Below are 16,709 nucleotides of genomic sequence, written 5' to 3' on the forward strand. Positions count from 1 at the left end.
TTCGGCTGGTTCGGCTGGTTCGGCTGGTTCGGCTGGTTCGGCTGGTTCGGCGGTTGGTTCGGTCGGCTCGGCTGGGTCACGGGTGGTCGGGCGTCTCGAGGGTGGCGAGCACCGCGTCGAGGACGGCGCCGATGGCGGCGGCCGGGCCGGGGTGCAGCAGCTGCTGGTGCCCGGCGTCCACGTCGTGCGGGTGGACGGCCGAACCGACGTACGGCTCCCAGCTCTTGAGCTTGAGGGCGCGCTCCTCCGGGGTGGGGCGGCGGTCGCCGCCGGTGGCCACGAAGAGGGTCATCGGGCAGTCGTCCAGGCGGTGCGGGGTGAAGCGCTGGAACAGCTCCAGATTGTTGCGCATGACGGCCAACAGGCGTTCCAGCAGGGCCGGTTCGAGGCCGGCCAGCGGGCCGGGGGTGCCGGCGAGGTGGGCGGCGACGGTCCGGGGGGTGAGCGGGGCGGTGCCGTCGGGGGCGGGCGGCTCGGCGCCGGCTTCGGCCAGGAAGTCGGCGAGGAACTCGGCGTCGCTCGGCCGGGCGCCGCGGGCGTCGTCGGGGTAGGCGTCCAGGTTGGCCAGCAGGGCCACCGGCTCGTCGGCGGCGCGCAGCCGGACGGCCATCTCGTGGGCGACCACCCCGCCGTAGGACCAGCCGAGCAGGTGGTACGGGCCGTGCGGTTGGATCGCCCGGACCCGGGCCAGGTACTCCTCGGCGACCTGGCCGAGCTCGGTGGGCAGCGGGCCGTCGTCGGACAGGCCGCGGGCCTGGAGGCCGTACACCGGGCGGGACGGGTCGAGGTGCTCGGCGAGGGTGGCGAAGGGCAGGGCGAAGCCGAGGCCGCCGTGCACGCAGAACAGCGGGGCGCGGCTGCCGGTGGGGCGGATCGGCAGCACGGGGGCGAGCGGGTCGAGGGTGTGGGGGCTGGTCCCAGGAGGGGCGGTGGCGGCCAGGGTTTCCAGGGTGCGGTGCTCGAAGACCGCGCCGAGGGTGAGCGGGAGGCCGGACCGGGCGGCCGTGTTGACCAGCCGGATGGCCTTGAGGCTGTCCCCGCCGAGGGCGAAGAAGGAGTCGTCCGGGCCGACCCGGGGCAGGCCCAGCACCTCCTGGACGGCCGCGCACAGCAGGCGTTCGGCGGGCGTCCGGGGGGCCCGGGTCGAGGCGGGGGCGGCGGCGGGTTCGGGCAGCGCGCGGACGTCCAGCTTGCCGTTGGCGTTCAGCGGCAGCTCGGGCAGCACGGTGTAGGCCTCCGGGACGAGGTGCCCGGGCAGCGAGCGGGCCAGGTGGCGCCGCAGTTCGGCCGCGCCGGGTGCCGGGCGGCCCTCGGGGGCCACCAGGTAGGCGACCAGTCGGCGCTGGCCGGCGGCGTCGGCGGGGGCCAGTACGGCGGCCCGGGCGACGTCCGGGTGTGCGGCCAACAGGCCCTCGATCTCGCCGAGTTCGACCCGGAAGCCGCGGATCTTGACCTGCTGGTCGGCGCGCGCGACGTACTCGATCCGGCCGTGCCGGTCCCAGCGGACCAGGTCCCCGGTGCGGTACATCCGGGCGCCGCCCGGCTCGAAGGGGCAGGCGACGAAGCGTTCGGCGGTCAGCGCGGGCCGGCCCAGGTAGCCGCGGGCCAGGCCCGGGCCGGACAGGTACAGCTCGCCGACCACCCCGCGCGGCACCGGGTGCAGTGCCTCGTCCAGGACGTACGCGCCGGTGTCGCCGATCGGCAGGCCGATCGGGACGGTGCCGTCGGCGCGGCCGAGGTCCTGGCCGGTGGCGAAGGTGGTGGTCTCGGTGGGGCCGTAGACGTGCAGGACGGTGGTGCCGGGCAGGGCGGCCCGCAGCCGGTCCAGGTGGTCCCGGGAGTGCGCCTCGCCGCCGGTGAGCAGGGCGCGCAGCGGGGCCAGGGCGCGCGGACGGGTGTCGGCGAGGGTGTTGACCAGCTGGGTGGTGAGGAAGGCGACCGTCACCCCGGCCCGGGCCAGGAAGTCCTCCAGGGCCTGCGGATCGGCGGGGCCGGGCGGCTGGACGGCCAGCCGGGCGCCGTGCGCGAGCGGGCCCCAGATCTCGAAGGTGGAGGCGTCGAAGGCGACCGGCGCGAAGTACAGGAAGGTGTCCTCGGCGGTCGGGGCGAGCTCCGGCAGGCCCAGCACCAGGCGGGCGGCGGCGCGGTGGGTGACCGCGACGCCCTTGGGGCGGCCGGTGGAGCCTGAGGTGTGGATGACGTACAGCAGGTCGTCGGGGCGGACGGTGACCGCGGGGGCGGTGGCGGGCCGGTCGGCGAGGTCGGCCGCCGTCCCGGGGTCGTCCAGGACCAGCGGACGGACGTCCGGGGGCAGGTCGAAGTCCGCCAGCGAGCGCTGGGTGACCAGCAGCCGCACGCCGCTGTCGGCGAGCATGCCGTGGACCCGCTCGGCGGGGTGGGACGGGTCGATCGGCAGGTAGGCGGCGCCGGTGCGGGCGATCGCCAGCAGGGTGCGCACCACCGCCGGGCCGCGCTCCAGGCGCAGCGCGACCGGTGTGCCGCGGCCGGCGCCGCGGGCGGTCAGCAGCTGGGCGAGGCGGTTGGCCTCGGCGTCCAGTTCGGCGTAGCTGGTGTGGCGGAGCCCGTCCGGCCCGGCGTGGACCACGGCGACGGCCTGCGGGGTGGCGGCGATCCGGCGGTCGACCAGGGCGGTGAGGGTGGTGGGCGGTCCGGTCTCGCCGAGCCGGCGGGTGCCGAGGGCGAGCAGCTCGGCCGCCTCCTCGGGGGAGGCCAGTGACGGCCGGGAGAGCGGGGCGGCGGGGTCGGCGAGGGCGGCGGCGAGCAGGCGCAGGTAGGCCTCGGTGATCCGGCGGGCGGTGGCGGGGGTGAAGAGGTCGAGGCGGTGTTCGAGGGTGAGGGTGAGTGCTTCTTCGGGGCGCTCGGAGTCTTCGGAGGTTTCGGTGAACTGGAAGAAGAGGTCCCACTTGGCGGTGTGGACCGGGACGGGCTGCTCGGAGACGGTGAGTTCCGGGTCGGCGATGGGGGCGGAGCTGAGTCGGTGGTGGCCGATCATCACCTGGAACAGCGGGTGCCGGGCCAGTGAGCGTTCGGGGTTGAGCACCTCGACCAGCCGTTCGAAGGGCAGCTCCTGGTGCTGGTGCGCGGCCAGGTCGGACTCCCGTACCCGCTCGGCGAGTTCGCGGAAGGTCGGGTCGCCGGAGGTGTCGGTGCGCAGCACCAGGGTGTTGACGAACATGCCGACCAGTTCGTCGAGCCGGTCGTCGGTGCGCCCGGCGATCGGGCTGCCGAGCGGGATGTCGGTGCCCGCGCCGAGCCGGGTGAGCAGGGCGGCGAGCGCGGTGCGCAGCAGCATGAAGGGGCTGACCGACCAGGCTGCGGCGGTGCGGCGCAGCTGCTCGACGAGCTCCGGCGGGACGGTGACGCGGTGGGCCGCCCCGCGGTGGTCGGTCCGGGCGCCGCGGGGGTGGTCGAAGGGCAGCGCGAGCTCGGCCGGGAGGTCGCGCAACCGGTCTGTCCAGTAGCGGAGTTGGCGGGAGAGCTCGCTGTCCGGGTCGTTCTCGGTGCCGAGCCGTCCGTGCTGCCAGAGGGTGTGGTCGGCGTACTGGACGGGCAGCGGCGGGAGTTCGGCGGGCCGGCCGTCGCGGCGGGCCCGGTAGCAGGCGGTGAGGTCGCGGGTGAGCGGGGCGAGCGACCAGCCGTCGGCGGCGATGTGGTGCAGCACCAGGGAGAGCACGTGCTGTTCCGACCCGAGGGTGAAGAGTCGGGCCCGGAGCGGGAGTTCGCGCTCCAGGTCGAAGCCGGTGGCGGCCTCGGCGGCGAGTGCGGCGGGCAGGTCGGCTTCGGTGCTGCGGCTCACCGGGAGCGGGAGGACGGCCTCGGCGGGGGTGAGCACCCGCTGTTCGGCCACCGGCGCGCCCGCGGAGGTGTGGCGGGGGAACACGGTCCGCAGTGCCTCGTGCCGGGCCAGGACGTCCTGGAGGGCGCCGGCCAGGGCGGGGGTGTCCAGCGGGCCGGAGAGCCGGACGGCCAGCGGGATGTGGTAGAGCCCGCCGGGGGCGCCCAGTTGTTCGACGAACCAGAGCCGCTGCTGGGCGGGGGAGAGCGGCAGCACGGCCGGACGGGGCCCGGCGGTGAGCGGGGGGCGGTGCGGGGCGGTGGCGTCGGGGAGCGCACTGCTCAGCCGGGCGGCGAGCCGGGCCGGGGTGGGGGCCTCGAAGAGGTCCCGGACCTGGAGTTCGGCGCCGAGCTCGGTCCGGGCCCGGTTGACGATCCGGGTGGCGAGCAGCGAGTGGCCGCCGAGGGCGAAGAACTCGTCGTCGGCGCCGACCTCCGGCAGGCCGAGCACCTCGGCGAAGACCGCGCAGAGCAGTTGCTCCTCGCGGCCGCGCGGGGCGCGGGCGGTGGTGGCGTACGCGGGGGCGGGCAGGGCGCGGCGGTCGAGTTTGCCGTTGCCGGTCAGCGGCAGCGCGGGGAGGGTCACTACGGCGGCCGGGACCATGTGCTCGGGCAGTCGTGCGGCGGCGAACGCCCGTACCTCCTGGGCGAGTTTAGGGCTCTCGGGTGCGGTCGGGACGATGTAGGCGACCAGGCGCTGGTCGCCGGGCCGGTCCTCGCGGGCCAGTACGGTGGCCTCGGCGACCAGCGGGTGCCGGCCGAGGACGGTCGCGATCTCGCCCAACTCGATCCGGAAGCCGCGCAGTTGGACCTGCTCGTCGATCCGGCCCAGGTACTCCAGGGTGCCGTCCGGCCGCCACCGGGCGAGGTCGCCGGTGCGGTACATCCGGGCGCCGCCCGCCTCGAAGGGGCAGGCGACGAAGCGTTCGGCGGTCAGCGCGGGCCGGTTGAGGTAGCCGCGGGCCAGGCCGGGGCCGGACACGTACAGCTCGCCGGGCACCCCGGGCGGGACCGGCCGCAGGGCGCCGTCCAGCAGGTAGGTGCGCAGGTCGGGGAGGGCACGGCCGATCGCGCTGCCGGCCTCGGCGACAGCCGTTGCCGAGGCCGGTACGGCAGCCGGTGCGGCGGTCAGGTCGTGCCGGGTGACGTGCACGGTGGTCTCGGTGATGCCGTACATGTTGACCAGCCGCGGCGCGTCCTCGGGGTGCCGGGCGTACCAGTCGGCGAGCCCGCCCTGGTCCAGCGCCTCGCCGCCGAACACCACGGTGCGCAGGGCGAGTTCGCGTGGGCGCTCGGCGTCGGCGCGGCTCAGCTGCTGGAAGGCGGACGGGGTCTGGTTGAGGACGGTCACCCGCTCGGCGGCGAGCAGGTCGAGGAAGGCGTCGGGGGAGCGCGAGACGTCGTACGGGACGACGACCAGCCGGCCGCCGTACAGCAGGGCGCCCCACAGCTCCCAGACCGTGAAGTCGAAGGCGATCGAGTGGAACAGCGTCCAGACGTCCTGCGGACCGAAGGCGAAGTGCCGCTCGGTGGTGTCCAGCAGCCGGACCACGTTGCGGTGCGGGACCACCACGCCCTTGGGGCGGCCGGTGGAGCCGGAGGTGAAGATGACGTAGGCCGGGTGCTCGGGCCGCAGGGCGGGCGCGGGCGTCGGCGCGGTGGCGGGGGCGGCGGCGAGGGCGGCGGCGGTCTCCGGGGTGTCGAGCTCGATCCTCGGGAGTTCGGTGCCGGGCAGCAGGCCGGTGGTGGTGACCAGCAGCAGGGGCCGGGCGTCGGCCAGCGCGTGGCCGGTCCGCTCGGCCGGGTGGGCGGGCTCCAGCGGCAGGTAGGCGGCGCCCGCCTTGAGTACCGCGAGGACGGCGACGACCAGCTCGGCGCCGCGCGGCAGGGCGACGGCGACGAAGGACTCCGGGCCGGCGCCGCGCGCGACCAGCAGGTGGGCCAGCCGGTCGGAGCGCTCGTCCAGTTCGCGGTAGCTGAGCTCGGCGTCCGGGGCGGTGACCGCGACGGCCTCCGGGGTGCGGGCGGCCTGCTCGGCGAACAGCTCCGGGATGGTGGTGTGCCGGGGCTGCGGGGCGACTTCGCGGGGCCCGACGGGCTGGACGGCCGCTTCGGGCGCGCCCAGGTGGGCGAGCAGGGTGTGCGGGTCCTCGGCGACCCGCTCCAGGACGCGCACCAGCCGGTCGAGCAGCCCGTCCGCCCGGGCCGCGTCGAAGGCCGGGGCGCGGTGGCCGAGTTGGAGGTCCAGGCGCGCGCCGGGGAAGACGCTGAGGCTCAGCGGGTAGTGGGTGGCGGAGAGGATCCGGGCCGAGCTGACCGTGCCGCCGGACTCCCGGTACAGCGCCGCCTCGTCCATCGGGAAGCTCTGGAAGGCGAGCACCGTGTCGAACAGCTCGCCGCGCACCCCGGAGGCGGCCTGCACCTCGGCCAGCGGCAGGTGCTCGTGCGGCATCATCGCCAGCTGCTGCGCGGCCAGCGCCGCGAACAGCTCGCTCGCCCGGCGGTCCGGGCGCAGGTCGGCGCGCACCGGGAGGGTGTTGGCGAACAGCCCGATCATCGACTCGACCCCCGGCACCTCGGCCGGGCGGCCGGAGGTGACCGAGCCGAAGACCACGTCCTGGCGGCCGGTGAGCCCGCCGAGCAGCAGCGCCCAGCAGCCCTGCAGCACGGTGTTCAGGGTGAGGCCCCGGCCGCGGGCCCAGTCGGACAGCGCCGCGGTGGGCCGCTCGTCCAGCAACCGCCGGGTGGTGGAGGGGAGTTCGGGCGAGGCGCCGGTCGACGGCAGCACCCGGACCGGTCCGTCCAGGTCGGCCAGCAGCTCCGCCCAGGCGGTGCGGGCGGCGGCCCGGTCGCGGCCGTTCAGCCAGCCGAGGAAGGACCGGTACGGCGCGGGCGCGGGCAGCGCGGCGGCCGTGGCCGGGTCGCCCAGCAGGCCCAACTCCCGTACCGCGAGCGGGAAGGACCAGCCGTCCAGGACGATGTGGTGCACCGACCAGAGGAAGCGGTGGCGGCCCTCGCCGAGCCGGATCAGGGTGAACCGCATCAGCGGCGGCCGGGCCGGGTCGAAGCGGCGCAGCCGGTCCTCGCGGGTGAGGCGGCCGGCCTCGGCCTCGCGTTCGGCCTCCGGGAGGTGGGTGAGGTCCAGCAGCTGCCACGGGGGCTCGGTGTCCTTGAGCACGACCTGGACGGGTTCGCCGGTCTTGCGGTGGCGGAAGCAGGCGCGCAGGTTGGGATGGCGCTGCAGCAGGGCGGCGGTGGCGGTGCGCAGGCGTTCGGCGAGCCGGTCGCCGTCGGCCACGCCCGGGCCGTCCAGTTCGGCGACCAGCTGGAGGGTGTACAGGTCGGGCGCGGCCTGGTCGTAGGAGGAGAGGAACAGCAGGCCCTGCTGGAGCGGGGAGAGGGGCAGGACTTCGCTGATCTTCCCCCCGGGGACGGCCGTCGCCGGGGCGGTGGTGGTCGCTGTGGGGCCGCTCGGTCCGGGGCCGGTGGTTCTGGGGCCGGTCGTCACGACAGCTCCTCGTTCAACTCGAATTCCAGATCGGCCAGTTCTTCGTCGGACAGCTCGACCAGGCCGCCCTCTCCGGGTTCCGCCGGGGCGGCTTCGGCGGCCGCGGCCTCGGCTCCGGTCTCCTCGGCCAGTCGGGCGAGGGCGGCGGCGGTCTTGTGGGTGAAGACGTCCCGGGTGGTGAGGGTGAGCCCGGCCTTGCGGGCGCGGCTGACCACCTGGATGGAGCGGATGCTGTCGCCGCCGAGGGTGAAGAAGTCCTCGTCGATGCCGACGGCGGAGGCCCCGAGGACCTCGGCGAGGATCTCGCAGAGGATCCGCTCGTGCTCGGTGCGCGGGCCCCGGTGGCCGGCCTGCTCGGTGGCGACGGGCTGCGGCAGGGCCTTGCGGTCGAGCTTGCCGTTCGGGGTGAGCGGCATGGCGTCCAGGACCAGCCAGGAGGCCGGGACCATGTAGTCGGGCAGCAGCTCGGCCAGCTGGTCGCGGATCTTCTCGGGGTCCACCCCCGGGCCGGTGAGGTAGCCGACCAGGCGGGGGTTGCCGGAGGCGTCGGGCAGGACGGCGACGGCGGCGTCGGTGACCGGGGCGAGGGTGCGGAGCACGGCCTCGATCTCGCCGGTCTCGACCCGGCGGCCGCGGATCTTGACCTGGTGGTCCCGGCGTTCGATGAACTCCAGTTGTCCGTCGGGGCGTTGGACGACGCGGTCGCCGGTGCGGTACATCCGGGCGCCGCCGCCGGTGAAGGGGTCGGCGGGGAAGGTGGCGGCGGTGCGGGCCGGGTCGTTCAGGTAGCCGCGGCCGACGCCGGCGCCGCCGACGTACAGCTCGCCGGGGACGCCGACGGGGACGGGCTGGAGTTCGTCGCTCAGCACGTAGAGCCGGGTGTTGCGGACGGGGGAGCCGATCGGGACGCGGGCGCCGAGTTCGTCGTCGACGGCGATGACGGCGTGGGTGACGTCGTCGGAGCACTCGGTCGGGCCGTAGGCGTTCATCATCGGGACGTCGGGGTAGCGGGTGTGCCAGCGGCGGCAGAGGTCGGCGGGCAGCGCCTCGCCGGTGACCATCAACCAGCGTAGGGAGGGCAGTTCGGGCGCGCTGCCGTCCAGGTCCCAGGCGTCCAGGGCGGCCCGCAGCAGCGAGGGGACGACCTCCAGGACGGCCACGCCCTCCGCCCGGACCAGGGCGAACAGCGCGCTCGGGTCAGCGGCCGCCTCCGTCCCGGCGACCCGGACGGTGCCGCCGACGACCAGCGGGGCGAGCAGCTGCCAGACCGAGACGTCGAAGGTCAGCGGCGCGTTCTGGACCACCGTCTCGCCGGCCGCGAGATCGAGGTCGCCGACCTTCGCCCAGAGGTGGTTCATCATCCCCGAGCGCTGCACCATCGCGCCCTTGGGCCTGCCGGTGGAGCCGGAGGTGAACATCACGTACGCCAGGTCGAGCCCGGTGCCGACCGGCGTCGGCAGGGCGGGCGAGGCGGGCGCGGAGAGCGACCGCTCCAACCCGAGGACGGTGACCCCGGCGGCCTCCGGTGCCTCGCAGCCCGCCCCGAGCAGCAGGTGCGAGGCGCCGCTGTCGGCCAGCAGGGCGGTGTTGCGGGCGGCGGGCGCGGCGGGGTCCAGCGGCAGGTAGGCGGCGCCCGCGCCGAGGACGCCGAGCACCCCGGTCAGGAAGGGCGTGCCGGGCTCGGCGAGCATCGCGACCACCGAGCCGAGGCCCGCCCCGGCCCCGGTCAGGGCCGTGGAGAGCGCCCCGGCGGCGGCGACCAGCTCCCGGTAGGTCAGCGAACCGCCGTCGTCCGTTACGGCGACGGCCTCCGGGGTGCGCTCGGCCACCGCGCGGACCCGCTCGACCACGCCGAGGCTCTCCTCGGGCAGCGAGGCGTCCCAGCTGCCGAGCAGCCCGCCGAGTTCGCCGGGGGTGGCGGTGCCGGTGAGGTCGGTCGGCGCGGTGACGTCGATCCGGGCGAGCGGCAGTTCGGGCTGTTCGGCGACGGTGCGCAGCAGGTGCAGCAGGACGGCGGCGATCCGCTCGACCTCGGCCCGCCCGAACAGCTCCGGGTGGTGGTCGAGGCGCAGGCTGAGCGCCTCGCCGGGGTGGACGACCAGGCTGAGCGGGTGGTGCCGGGCGTCCAGGGCCTCGGCCCGGACCACCCGGGGGCCTTCGCCGCCGGCCAGGTGCTGCTCGTCGAACGGGAAGTTCTCGAACAGCACCACGGTGTCGAAGGCCTCGCCGGTGAGCCCGGCGGCCTGGTGGATCGCGGCGAGCCCGAGGTGCTCGTGCGGGAGCAGCGCGCTCTGCTGCTCCTGGAGGGTGTCCAGCAGTTCGGCGAGCGGGGTGCCGGGGTGCAGCCGGGCCCGGACCGGCACGGTGGTGAGGAACATGCCGATCATCGACTCGACCTCCGGCACCTCGGCCGGGCGGCCGGAGGTGACGGCGCCGAAGAGCACGTCCTGGCGGCCGGTGAGCCGACCGAGCAGCAGCGCCCAGCAGCCCTGGACCACGGTGTTCAGGGTGAGACCCCGGCCGCGGGCCCAGTCGGTCAGGGCGGCGGTCAGCGCGGGCGGCACCTGGGCGTGGACGGCCTGCGGCAGCGCGGGGACGCGGTCCCGGTCGGCCGGGACCAGCAGGGTCGGCCCGTCCAGCTCGGCGAGGGCCGCGCGCCAGGCCGTGCGGGCGGCCTCGCGGTCCTGGGCGGCCAACCAGGCGAGGTAGCCGCGGTAGGGGGCCGGGTCGGGCAGCGGGGTGCCGTCCGCACGGCCCGGCGCGCCCGGCCGGGAGGAGAGCAGCGCGAACAGTTCGCGGACCAGCAGCGGCATCGACCAGCCGTCGACCAGGATGTGGTGACTGGTCCAGACGAACCGGTGGCGGTCCTCGCCGTGGGTGACCAGGGCGAAGCGCAGCAGCGGCGGGTCGGCGAGGTCGAAGCGGCGGGTGCGTTCGGCCTCGGTGAGCCGGGCCAGTTCGGCGGCCCGGGCGGGCTCCGGGAGCCCGGTCAGGTCGGCTTCGAGCCAGGGCAGCCGGGCGTGCTGCGGGATCACCTGGACGGGTTCGCCGTCGGCCCGGGCGCGGAAGGCGGCCCGCAGGTTGGGGTGGCGGTCGAGCAGGGCCTGGCCGGCGGCGCGCAGGGCGGCCGGGTCCACGGCGCCCTCGAGGTCGGCGACGATCTGCAGGGTGTAGACGTCGACGCCGTGGTCGGACGCGGCGTCGTGGTCGGCGTGGAAGAGCATGCCCTGCTGCAGCGGGGTGAGCGGCAGCACGTCGGCCAGCGCGGTGCCGGCCCGGGCGAGTTCGGCCTCGTACTCCTCGATCTCCGCCTGGTCGAGCCGGACCAGCGGCTGGTCGGAGGGGGTGCGGCCGCCGGGGCCGGGGTGGCGGGCGAGCAGTTCGAGGGCGCGGAACCAGGTCTCGGCGACGTCCCGGGCGTCCTCCTCGGCGACGGTGCGCCCGGCCCAGGCCCAGTTGGCGATCAGGTGGGGGCCGTCCGCCCGGTCCTCGGTGGCCGGGGTGACGTCCAGCAGGTGCGGCAGCGGCAGGCCGGGGTGGGCGCCGGTGCCGACCACGCCGTCGCCGCCGACCGGCTCCCAGTGGCCGCTGTGCCGGGCGTCGAAGCGGCCCATGTAGTTGAAGCCGATCTGCGGCCGGTCCCGGCCGGCCAGCACCCGGGCGGCGTGCGGGTTGAGGTAGCGGAGCAGGCCGTAGCCGACGCCGCGGTCGGGCAGGGCGCGCAGCTGCTCCTTGATCCGCTTGAGCGCGGTGGCCAACGCGGGCCCGCCGGACCACAGTTCGTCCCAGTCCGGCTCGCCGGGGTCGAGGCGGACGGGGAAGGCGGCGGTGAACCAGCCGACGGTGCGGGAGAGGTCGAGGCGGTCGCTGAGCTGTTCGCGGCCGTGGCCCTCCAGCTCGATCAGGGTGCGGGCGTGGTCGGCGTGGCCGTGGCGGCGGCGCCAGTCGGCGACGGCGAGGGCGAGGCCGGTCAGCAGCACGTCGTTGACCTCGGCGTGGAAGGCCGCCGGGACGTCGGTGAGCAGCGGGCCGGTGGTCTCCGGGCCGAGTTCCAGGCGCAGGGTGCGCCGGGTGCCGTACACGTCGGTCTCCGGGTCGAGCCGATGGTGGCCGACCAGCGGGTCCGGGCCGTCCAGGATGCCCTGCCAGTGGGCGAGTTCGGCGCCGCGGACCTGGGTGCGGGCCTGTTCGGCGAGCAGCCGGGACCAGGCGCGGTAGGAGGTGCCGACCGGGTCGGGGGCCGGGGTGCGGCCCTCGGCGAGCGCGGCGCAGGCGGCGGCCAGGTCGGGCAGCAGGATCCGCCAGGAGACGCCGTCGATGACCAGGTGGTGGGCGCAGAGGACGAGGTGGGCGCTGTCGGCGCCGGGCGCGGCGGGGATCAGCACGGCCTGGAGCATCACGGCGGAGCCCGGGTCCAGTCGGGCGCGGGCGGCGGTGGCCTGCCGTTCGGCGAAGCCCAGCACGTCGCCCTGGGGGTGCTCGGCGGTGGTGGCCAGCCGGACGCCGGCCAGGGCGCCGGGGGCCAGCGCCTCCAGGTGCCACAGGCCGGGGGAGGGCTCGGTGGCCCGGGTGCGCAGCGCGTCGTGGTGGTCGACCAGGGCGTGCAGGGCGGTGTCGAGCAGCCCGGCGTCCAGCCCGGCGGGGACCCGGACCACCACGTACTGGCCGTAGGTCGCCACCGGGCCGTCGAGGCTGCCGGTATCCTCGTGCAACTGGGCGGCGATCGGGGTGAGTTCGTACGGTCCGGTGCCGCCCTCGTCCTCCCGGGGGGACGCTTCGTCGGCGGCGGCGCCGCCCGCGATCCGGGCGAGGGCGGCGACGGTCTTGTGGGTGAACATGTCCCGGGTGGTGAAGAGCAGCCCGGCCTTGCGGGCGCGGCTGACCACCTGGATGGAGCGGATGCTGTCGCCGCCGAGGGCGAAGAAGTCCTCGTCGATGCCGACGGCGGTGCTGCCGAGCACCTCGGCCAGGATGTCGCAGAGGATCCGCTCGCGTTCGGTGCGCGGGCCCCGGCTGCCGCCCTGTTCGGTGGGGGCGGGCTGGGGGAGGGCCTTGCGGTCGAGCTTGCCGTTGGGGGTGAGCGGCATGGCGTCCAGGACCAGCCAGGTGGCGGGGATCATGTACGCGGGCAGCAGCTGGGCGAGTTCGGCGCGCACCTGGCTCGGCCGGACGCCCGGGCCGGTGAGGTAGCCGACCAGGCGGGGGTTGCCGGAGGCGTCGGGCAGGACGGCGACGGCGGCGTCGGTGACGGTGGCGAGGGTGCGGATGACGGCTTCGATCTCGCCGGTCTCGACCCGGCGGCCGCGGATCTTGACCTGGTGGTCCCGGCGTTCGATGAACTCCAGTTGTCCGTCGGGGCGTTGGACGACGCGGTCGCCGGTGCGGTACATCCTGGTGCCGTCGGCGGTGAAGGGGTCGGCGGGGAAGGTGGCGGCGGTGCGGGCCGGGTCGTTCAGGTAGCCGCGGCCGACGCCGGCGCCGCCGACGTACAGCTCGCCCGGGACTCCGACGGGGACGGGCTGGAGTTCGTCGCTCAGCACGTAGAGCCGGGTGTTGCGGACGGGGGAGCCGATCGGGACGCGGGCGCCGAGTTCGTCGTCGACGGCGATGACGGCGTGGGTGACATCGTCGGAGCACTCGGTCGGGCCGTAGGCGTTCATCATCGGGACGTCGGGGTAGCGGGTGTGCCAGCGGCGGCAGAGGTCGGCGGGCAGCGCCTCGCCGGTGACCATCAGCCATTCCAGGGAGGGGAGTTCGGGTGCGCTGCCGTCGAGGTCCCAGGCGTCCAGGGCGGCGCGCAGCAGCGAGGGGACGACCTCCAGGACGGCCACGCCCTCCGCCCGGACCAGCGCGAACAGCGCGCTCGGGTCGGCGGCGGTGTCGGTGCCGCTGACCCGGACGGTGCCGCCGACGACCAGCGGGGCGAGCAGCTGCCAGACCGAGACGTCGAAGGTCAGCGGCGCGTTCTGGATCACCGTCTTGCCGGCGGCCAGGTCGAGGTCCTGGACCTTGGCCCAGAGGTGGTTCATCATCCCGGAGCGCTGCACCATCGCGCCCTTGGGCCGGCCGGTGGAGCCGGAGGTGAACATCACGTACGCGAGGCCCGATCCGCCGCCCACGGACGGGAGTTCGGCGGTCCCGTCGGCGTCGGAGGGGTCGGCCAGCGGCAGGACGGTGACCCCGGCGGCCGCCGGGGCCGGGCAGTCGGCGCCGAGCAGCAGGTGGGCGGCGCCGCTGTCGGTCAGCAGGGCGGTGTTGCGGGCGGCGGGCGCGGCCGGGTCCAGCGGCAGGTAGGCGGCGCCGACCGCCTGGACGGCCAGCAGCCCGGCGACGAAGGGCACGCCGGGCTCGGCGAGCATCGCGACCACCGCGCCGCGGCCCGCCCCGGCGGCGGACAGCCGGGCGGCGGCTCCGGCGGCCCGGGCCAGCAGCCCCCGGTAGTCGACCTGTTCGCGGCCGTCCCGGACCGCCACCGCCCCGGGCCGTTCGGCCGCGACGGCGCGCACCCGGTCGACCAGGCCCTGGTCGGGTGCGGTCTCGGCGTCCCGGCTGCCGAGCAGCCCGAGCGGCTCGCCGCTCGCGCCCAGGCCGACCCGGCCGAGCGGGCGGTCGGCGGGCATGGTGGCGAGGGTGTCCAGGAAGGTCGCGAACCGGGCCAGGTGGGTGGCGAGTTCGGCGCCGGTGTAGAGCTCGGGGTTGCCGTCGAGGTGGAGCTCCACGGTGCCGTCGGCGGCGTTGAGGACGGTCAGGATGAGGTCCTTGACGATGCCGGTGGAGAGGTTGACCACCACGCCCCGGCAGCCCGGGCCGAAGGCCAGCTCCGGGTCCTGGTCGAGCACGTTGATGAACGGGCCGAAGGCGCGCTGGTCGTCGATCCGCAGGCCGATGTCCCGGCGGATCCGGTCGCCGCGGTAGCGCTGGTGCTGCAGCGCGCGGGCGACCTCGCGCCAGGCCGCGCGCAGCAGCTCGGTGCGGGTCAGCTCCGGGCGGACCGGGACGGCCAGCGGCAGGTAGTTGGCGAGCATGCCGGGGATCGCGCGGCTGACCGCGCCGACCCGGCCGGTGACCGGCAGGGTGAGCAGCGGCGCGGCGACGCCGGTGGCCCGCTGGGTGTAGGCGGCCATCGCGGCGACCATCAGCACCGGCAGGGTGACCTTGCCGTCCTGGGCGAGGGCGTGCAGCGCGCCGGTGGTCTCCGGGGAGAGCCGGACGGTCTCGCGCAGGGCGACCCGGGCGGGGGCCGGCTCCTGCTCGGAGAGCGAGACCAGTTCGGGCAGCGGGCCGTGCCGGTCGGAGGTGAGGCGGTCGGTCCAGTAGTCGCGGTCCTTGCCGACCATCTTGGAGTCCAGGTACCGGCGTTCGGCGTCCAGCAGGTGGTGGAACGGCGGCATCGCCTCGGCGTCCGGTGCCGTCGGGTCGGCCTCGGCACCGGCCGCGGCGCCGGTTGCGTCGCCGAGCCGGCCGTAGAGGCCGGAGAGCTTGGGGTAGAGCAGCCCGCGGCTGAAGCCGTCCGACAGGATGTGGTGCATGCACAGGTAGAGCAGGTGCCGGTCGGGGCCGAGCCGGATCAGCGCGCCGCGGAACAGCGGGAAGTCGGTGATCTTGATCGGGTCGGCGTGGTCCGCCCGCATCCACTGCTCGGCGGCCGCGAGCGGATCGGTCTGTCCGGCGAAGTCCAGCCGCTTCAGCGGGAGTTGCGCGAGCGGGCGGATGATCTGGCCGGGCCCGCCGTCCTCCTCGACGAACTGCACCCGCAGCCCCTCGGCCTCGTGGCCCAGGCGCCCCAGGGCGAGCGCGAGCCGGTCCGGGTCGAGCGGTCCGTGCAGGTCGATGTAGTCCGCCATGTTGTAGGCCAGCGGCCCGGCGGCGAACTGCTCGTCGAACCAGATCTCGGCCTGCGCCGCGGTGAGCGGCAGCACGGCACCCGGGTTCGTCGTCGTTGCTTCGTTCTCCGTCATCCTCGCCTCAGCCGCTTCGAAATTCTGGCAACTCTCGGAACCTTCGGAATTCCCGGAATCCCGGGAAGCCTCGGAACGCGCCGTAACTCTCCGGACTCCCCGGGGTCCTTCGGAACCCCGGACCCGGCTCAGCCGGTCACCGCGTGCAGCCCGGCGCCGACGCCGAGCCCCGTGCGGTCGACGCCCGGCAGCAGGCCCTCCGGCCCGATCGAGCGGGCCACCCACTCGTCGTGGTAGACGGTGTCCAGGTAGCGCTCGCCGAGGTCCGGCGCGATGGTCACGGCCGTCACCCGCTCGCGCACGCCGCCCGCGCCGTCCCCGTGGTGCTCGTCCAGCCAGCGCAGCGCCCCGCTCACCGCGGTACCGGTGGAGCCGCCGAACAGGAAGCCGCCGCGCATCAGTTCCCGGCAGGTGCGCACGGTGTCGCGCTCCTCGACGTGGACCGGGTGCTCCACCAGCGAGTCGTCCAGCAGCGGCGGGCGCACGCTGGTGCCCAGGCCGGGGATGTGCCGGGTGGCCGGCGGGGCGCCGAAGGTGACCGAGCCGACGCTGTCCACCGGGACCACCCGCACGGAGGGCCGCCGCTCCCGGAAGTACCGGGCGCAGCCCATCAGGGTGCCGGTGGTGCCCGCGCCGACGAACAGCACGGTCAGGTCCGGGAACTGGCGGGCGATGGCGGGCGCGGTGGTGCGGTAGTGGGCCATCCAGTTGCCCGGGCTGAGGTACTGGTTGAGCCAGACCCGCCGTTCGTCCTCGGCCAGCAGCGCCCGGACGTGCCGGATCCGCGCGCCGAGGAAGCCCTCGGTCGGGTGCGGCTCGGTGATCACGTGCACCTCGGTGCCGTAGGACTCCATGATCTGCCGGGTGGCCTCGTTGCAGCGGGAGTCGGTGACGCAGACGAACCCGTAGCCGCGCGCCGCGGCGAGCACGCTCAGCGCCACGCCCATGTTCCCGGACGAGGACTCCACCAGCGTCGAGCCGGGCCCCAGCAGGCCGGCCGCCTCGGCCCGGGCGACCATTTCCCTGGCCGCCTTCAGCTTGATGGAACCGGCGAAGTTGAATCCCTCCACTTTCACGAAGAGGCGGTGCCCGAAGATCGGCTGAAGATTCACGAAGAGGTCGCTGACCTCGAATTCGTGCGACGCGGAAATGACCGGCACGGAGACTCCTGGCCTTCGGTGACGAATTAGCCTCGGCGGCCAGCCTCCCGCCGCGCGCTGACGCAGTGCTGACGGATTGCTGACGGCCCCCGCCGGTCAGGGCATCGGCGCAGCTCGGCGGGGTCCGTCAGCCGTCCGTCAGTTGCCGGTCAGTTGCCCGTCAGCGCGATCGGAAAACGTTTGTTATTCCGTACGTGCACCGCACTCGCACCGCACTTGTGCGGGCCT

At 75.5% G+C, this 16,709-nt stretch carries 3 protein-coding genes; all 3 read right to left on the reverse strand.

Annotation, left to right across the window (positions count from 1 at the left end; genetic code table 11):
* Nucleotides 1–76: 76 nt before the first annotated feature.
* Nucleotides 77–7,363 (reverse strand): amino acid adenylation domain-containing protein, encoded by a 7,287-nt coding sequence (locus ACFVXG_RS25530; protein WP_387930735.1) that lies wholly within the window; start codon nt 7,361–7,363, stop codon nt 77–79.
* Entirely contained in the window at nt 7,360–15,321 is a 7,962-nt protein-coding gene (locus tag ACFVXG_RS25535; RefSeq protein WP_387930736.1) for an amino acid adenylation domain-containing protein, read from the reverse strand. Before ACFVXG_RS25535 ends, ACFVXG_RS25530 begins: the two co-directional genes overlap by 4 nt.
* A 128-nt stretch (nt 15,322–15,449) precedes the next feature.
* Nucleotides 15,450–16,481 (reverse strand): 2,3-diaminopropionate biosynthesis protein SbnA, encoded by a 1,032-nt coding sequence (gene sbnA, locus ACFVXG_RS25540; protein ID WP_387930737.1) that lies wholly within the window; start codon nt 16,479–16,481, stop codon nt 15,450–15,452.
* Between the last annotated feature and the right edge of the window lie 228 nt (nt 16,482–16,709).

The organism is Kitasatospora sp. NPDC058162, assembly GCF_042884005.1.
Taxonomy (GTDB): domain Bacteria; phylum Actinomycetota; class Actinomycetes; order Streptomycetales; family Streptomycetaceae; genus Kitasatospora.

What these genes read in the sequence shown, in the direction of transcription:
- ACFVXG_RS25535 (WP_387930736.1), bottom strand. Translation starts at nt 15,321, where the DNA reads ATGACGGAGAACGAAGCAACGACGACGAACCCGGGTGCCGTGCTGCCG.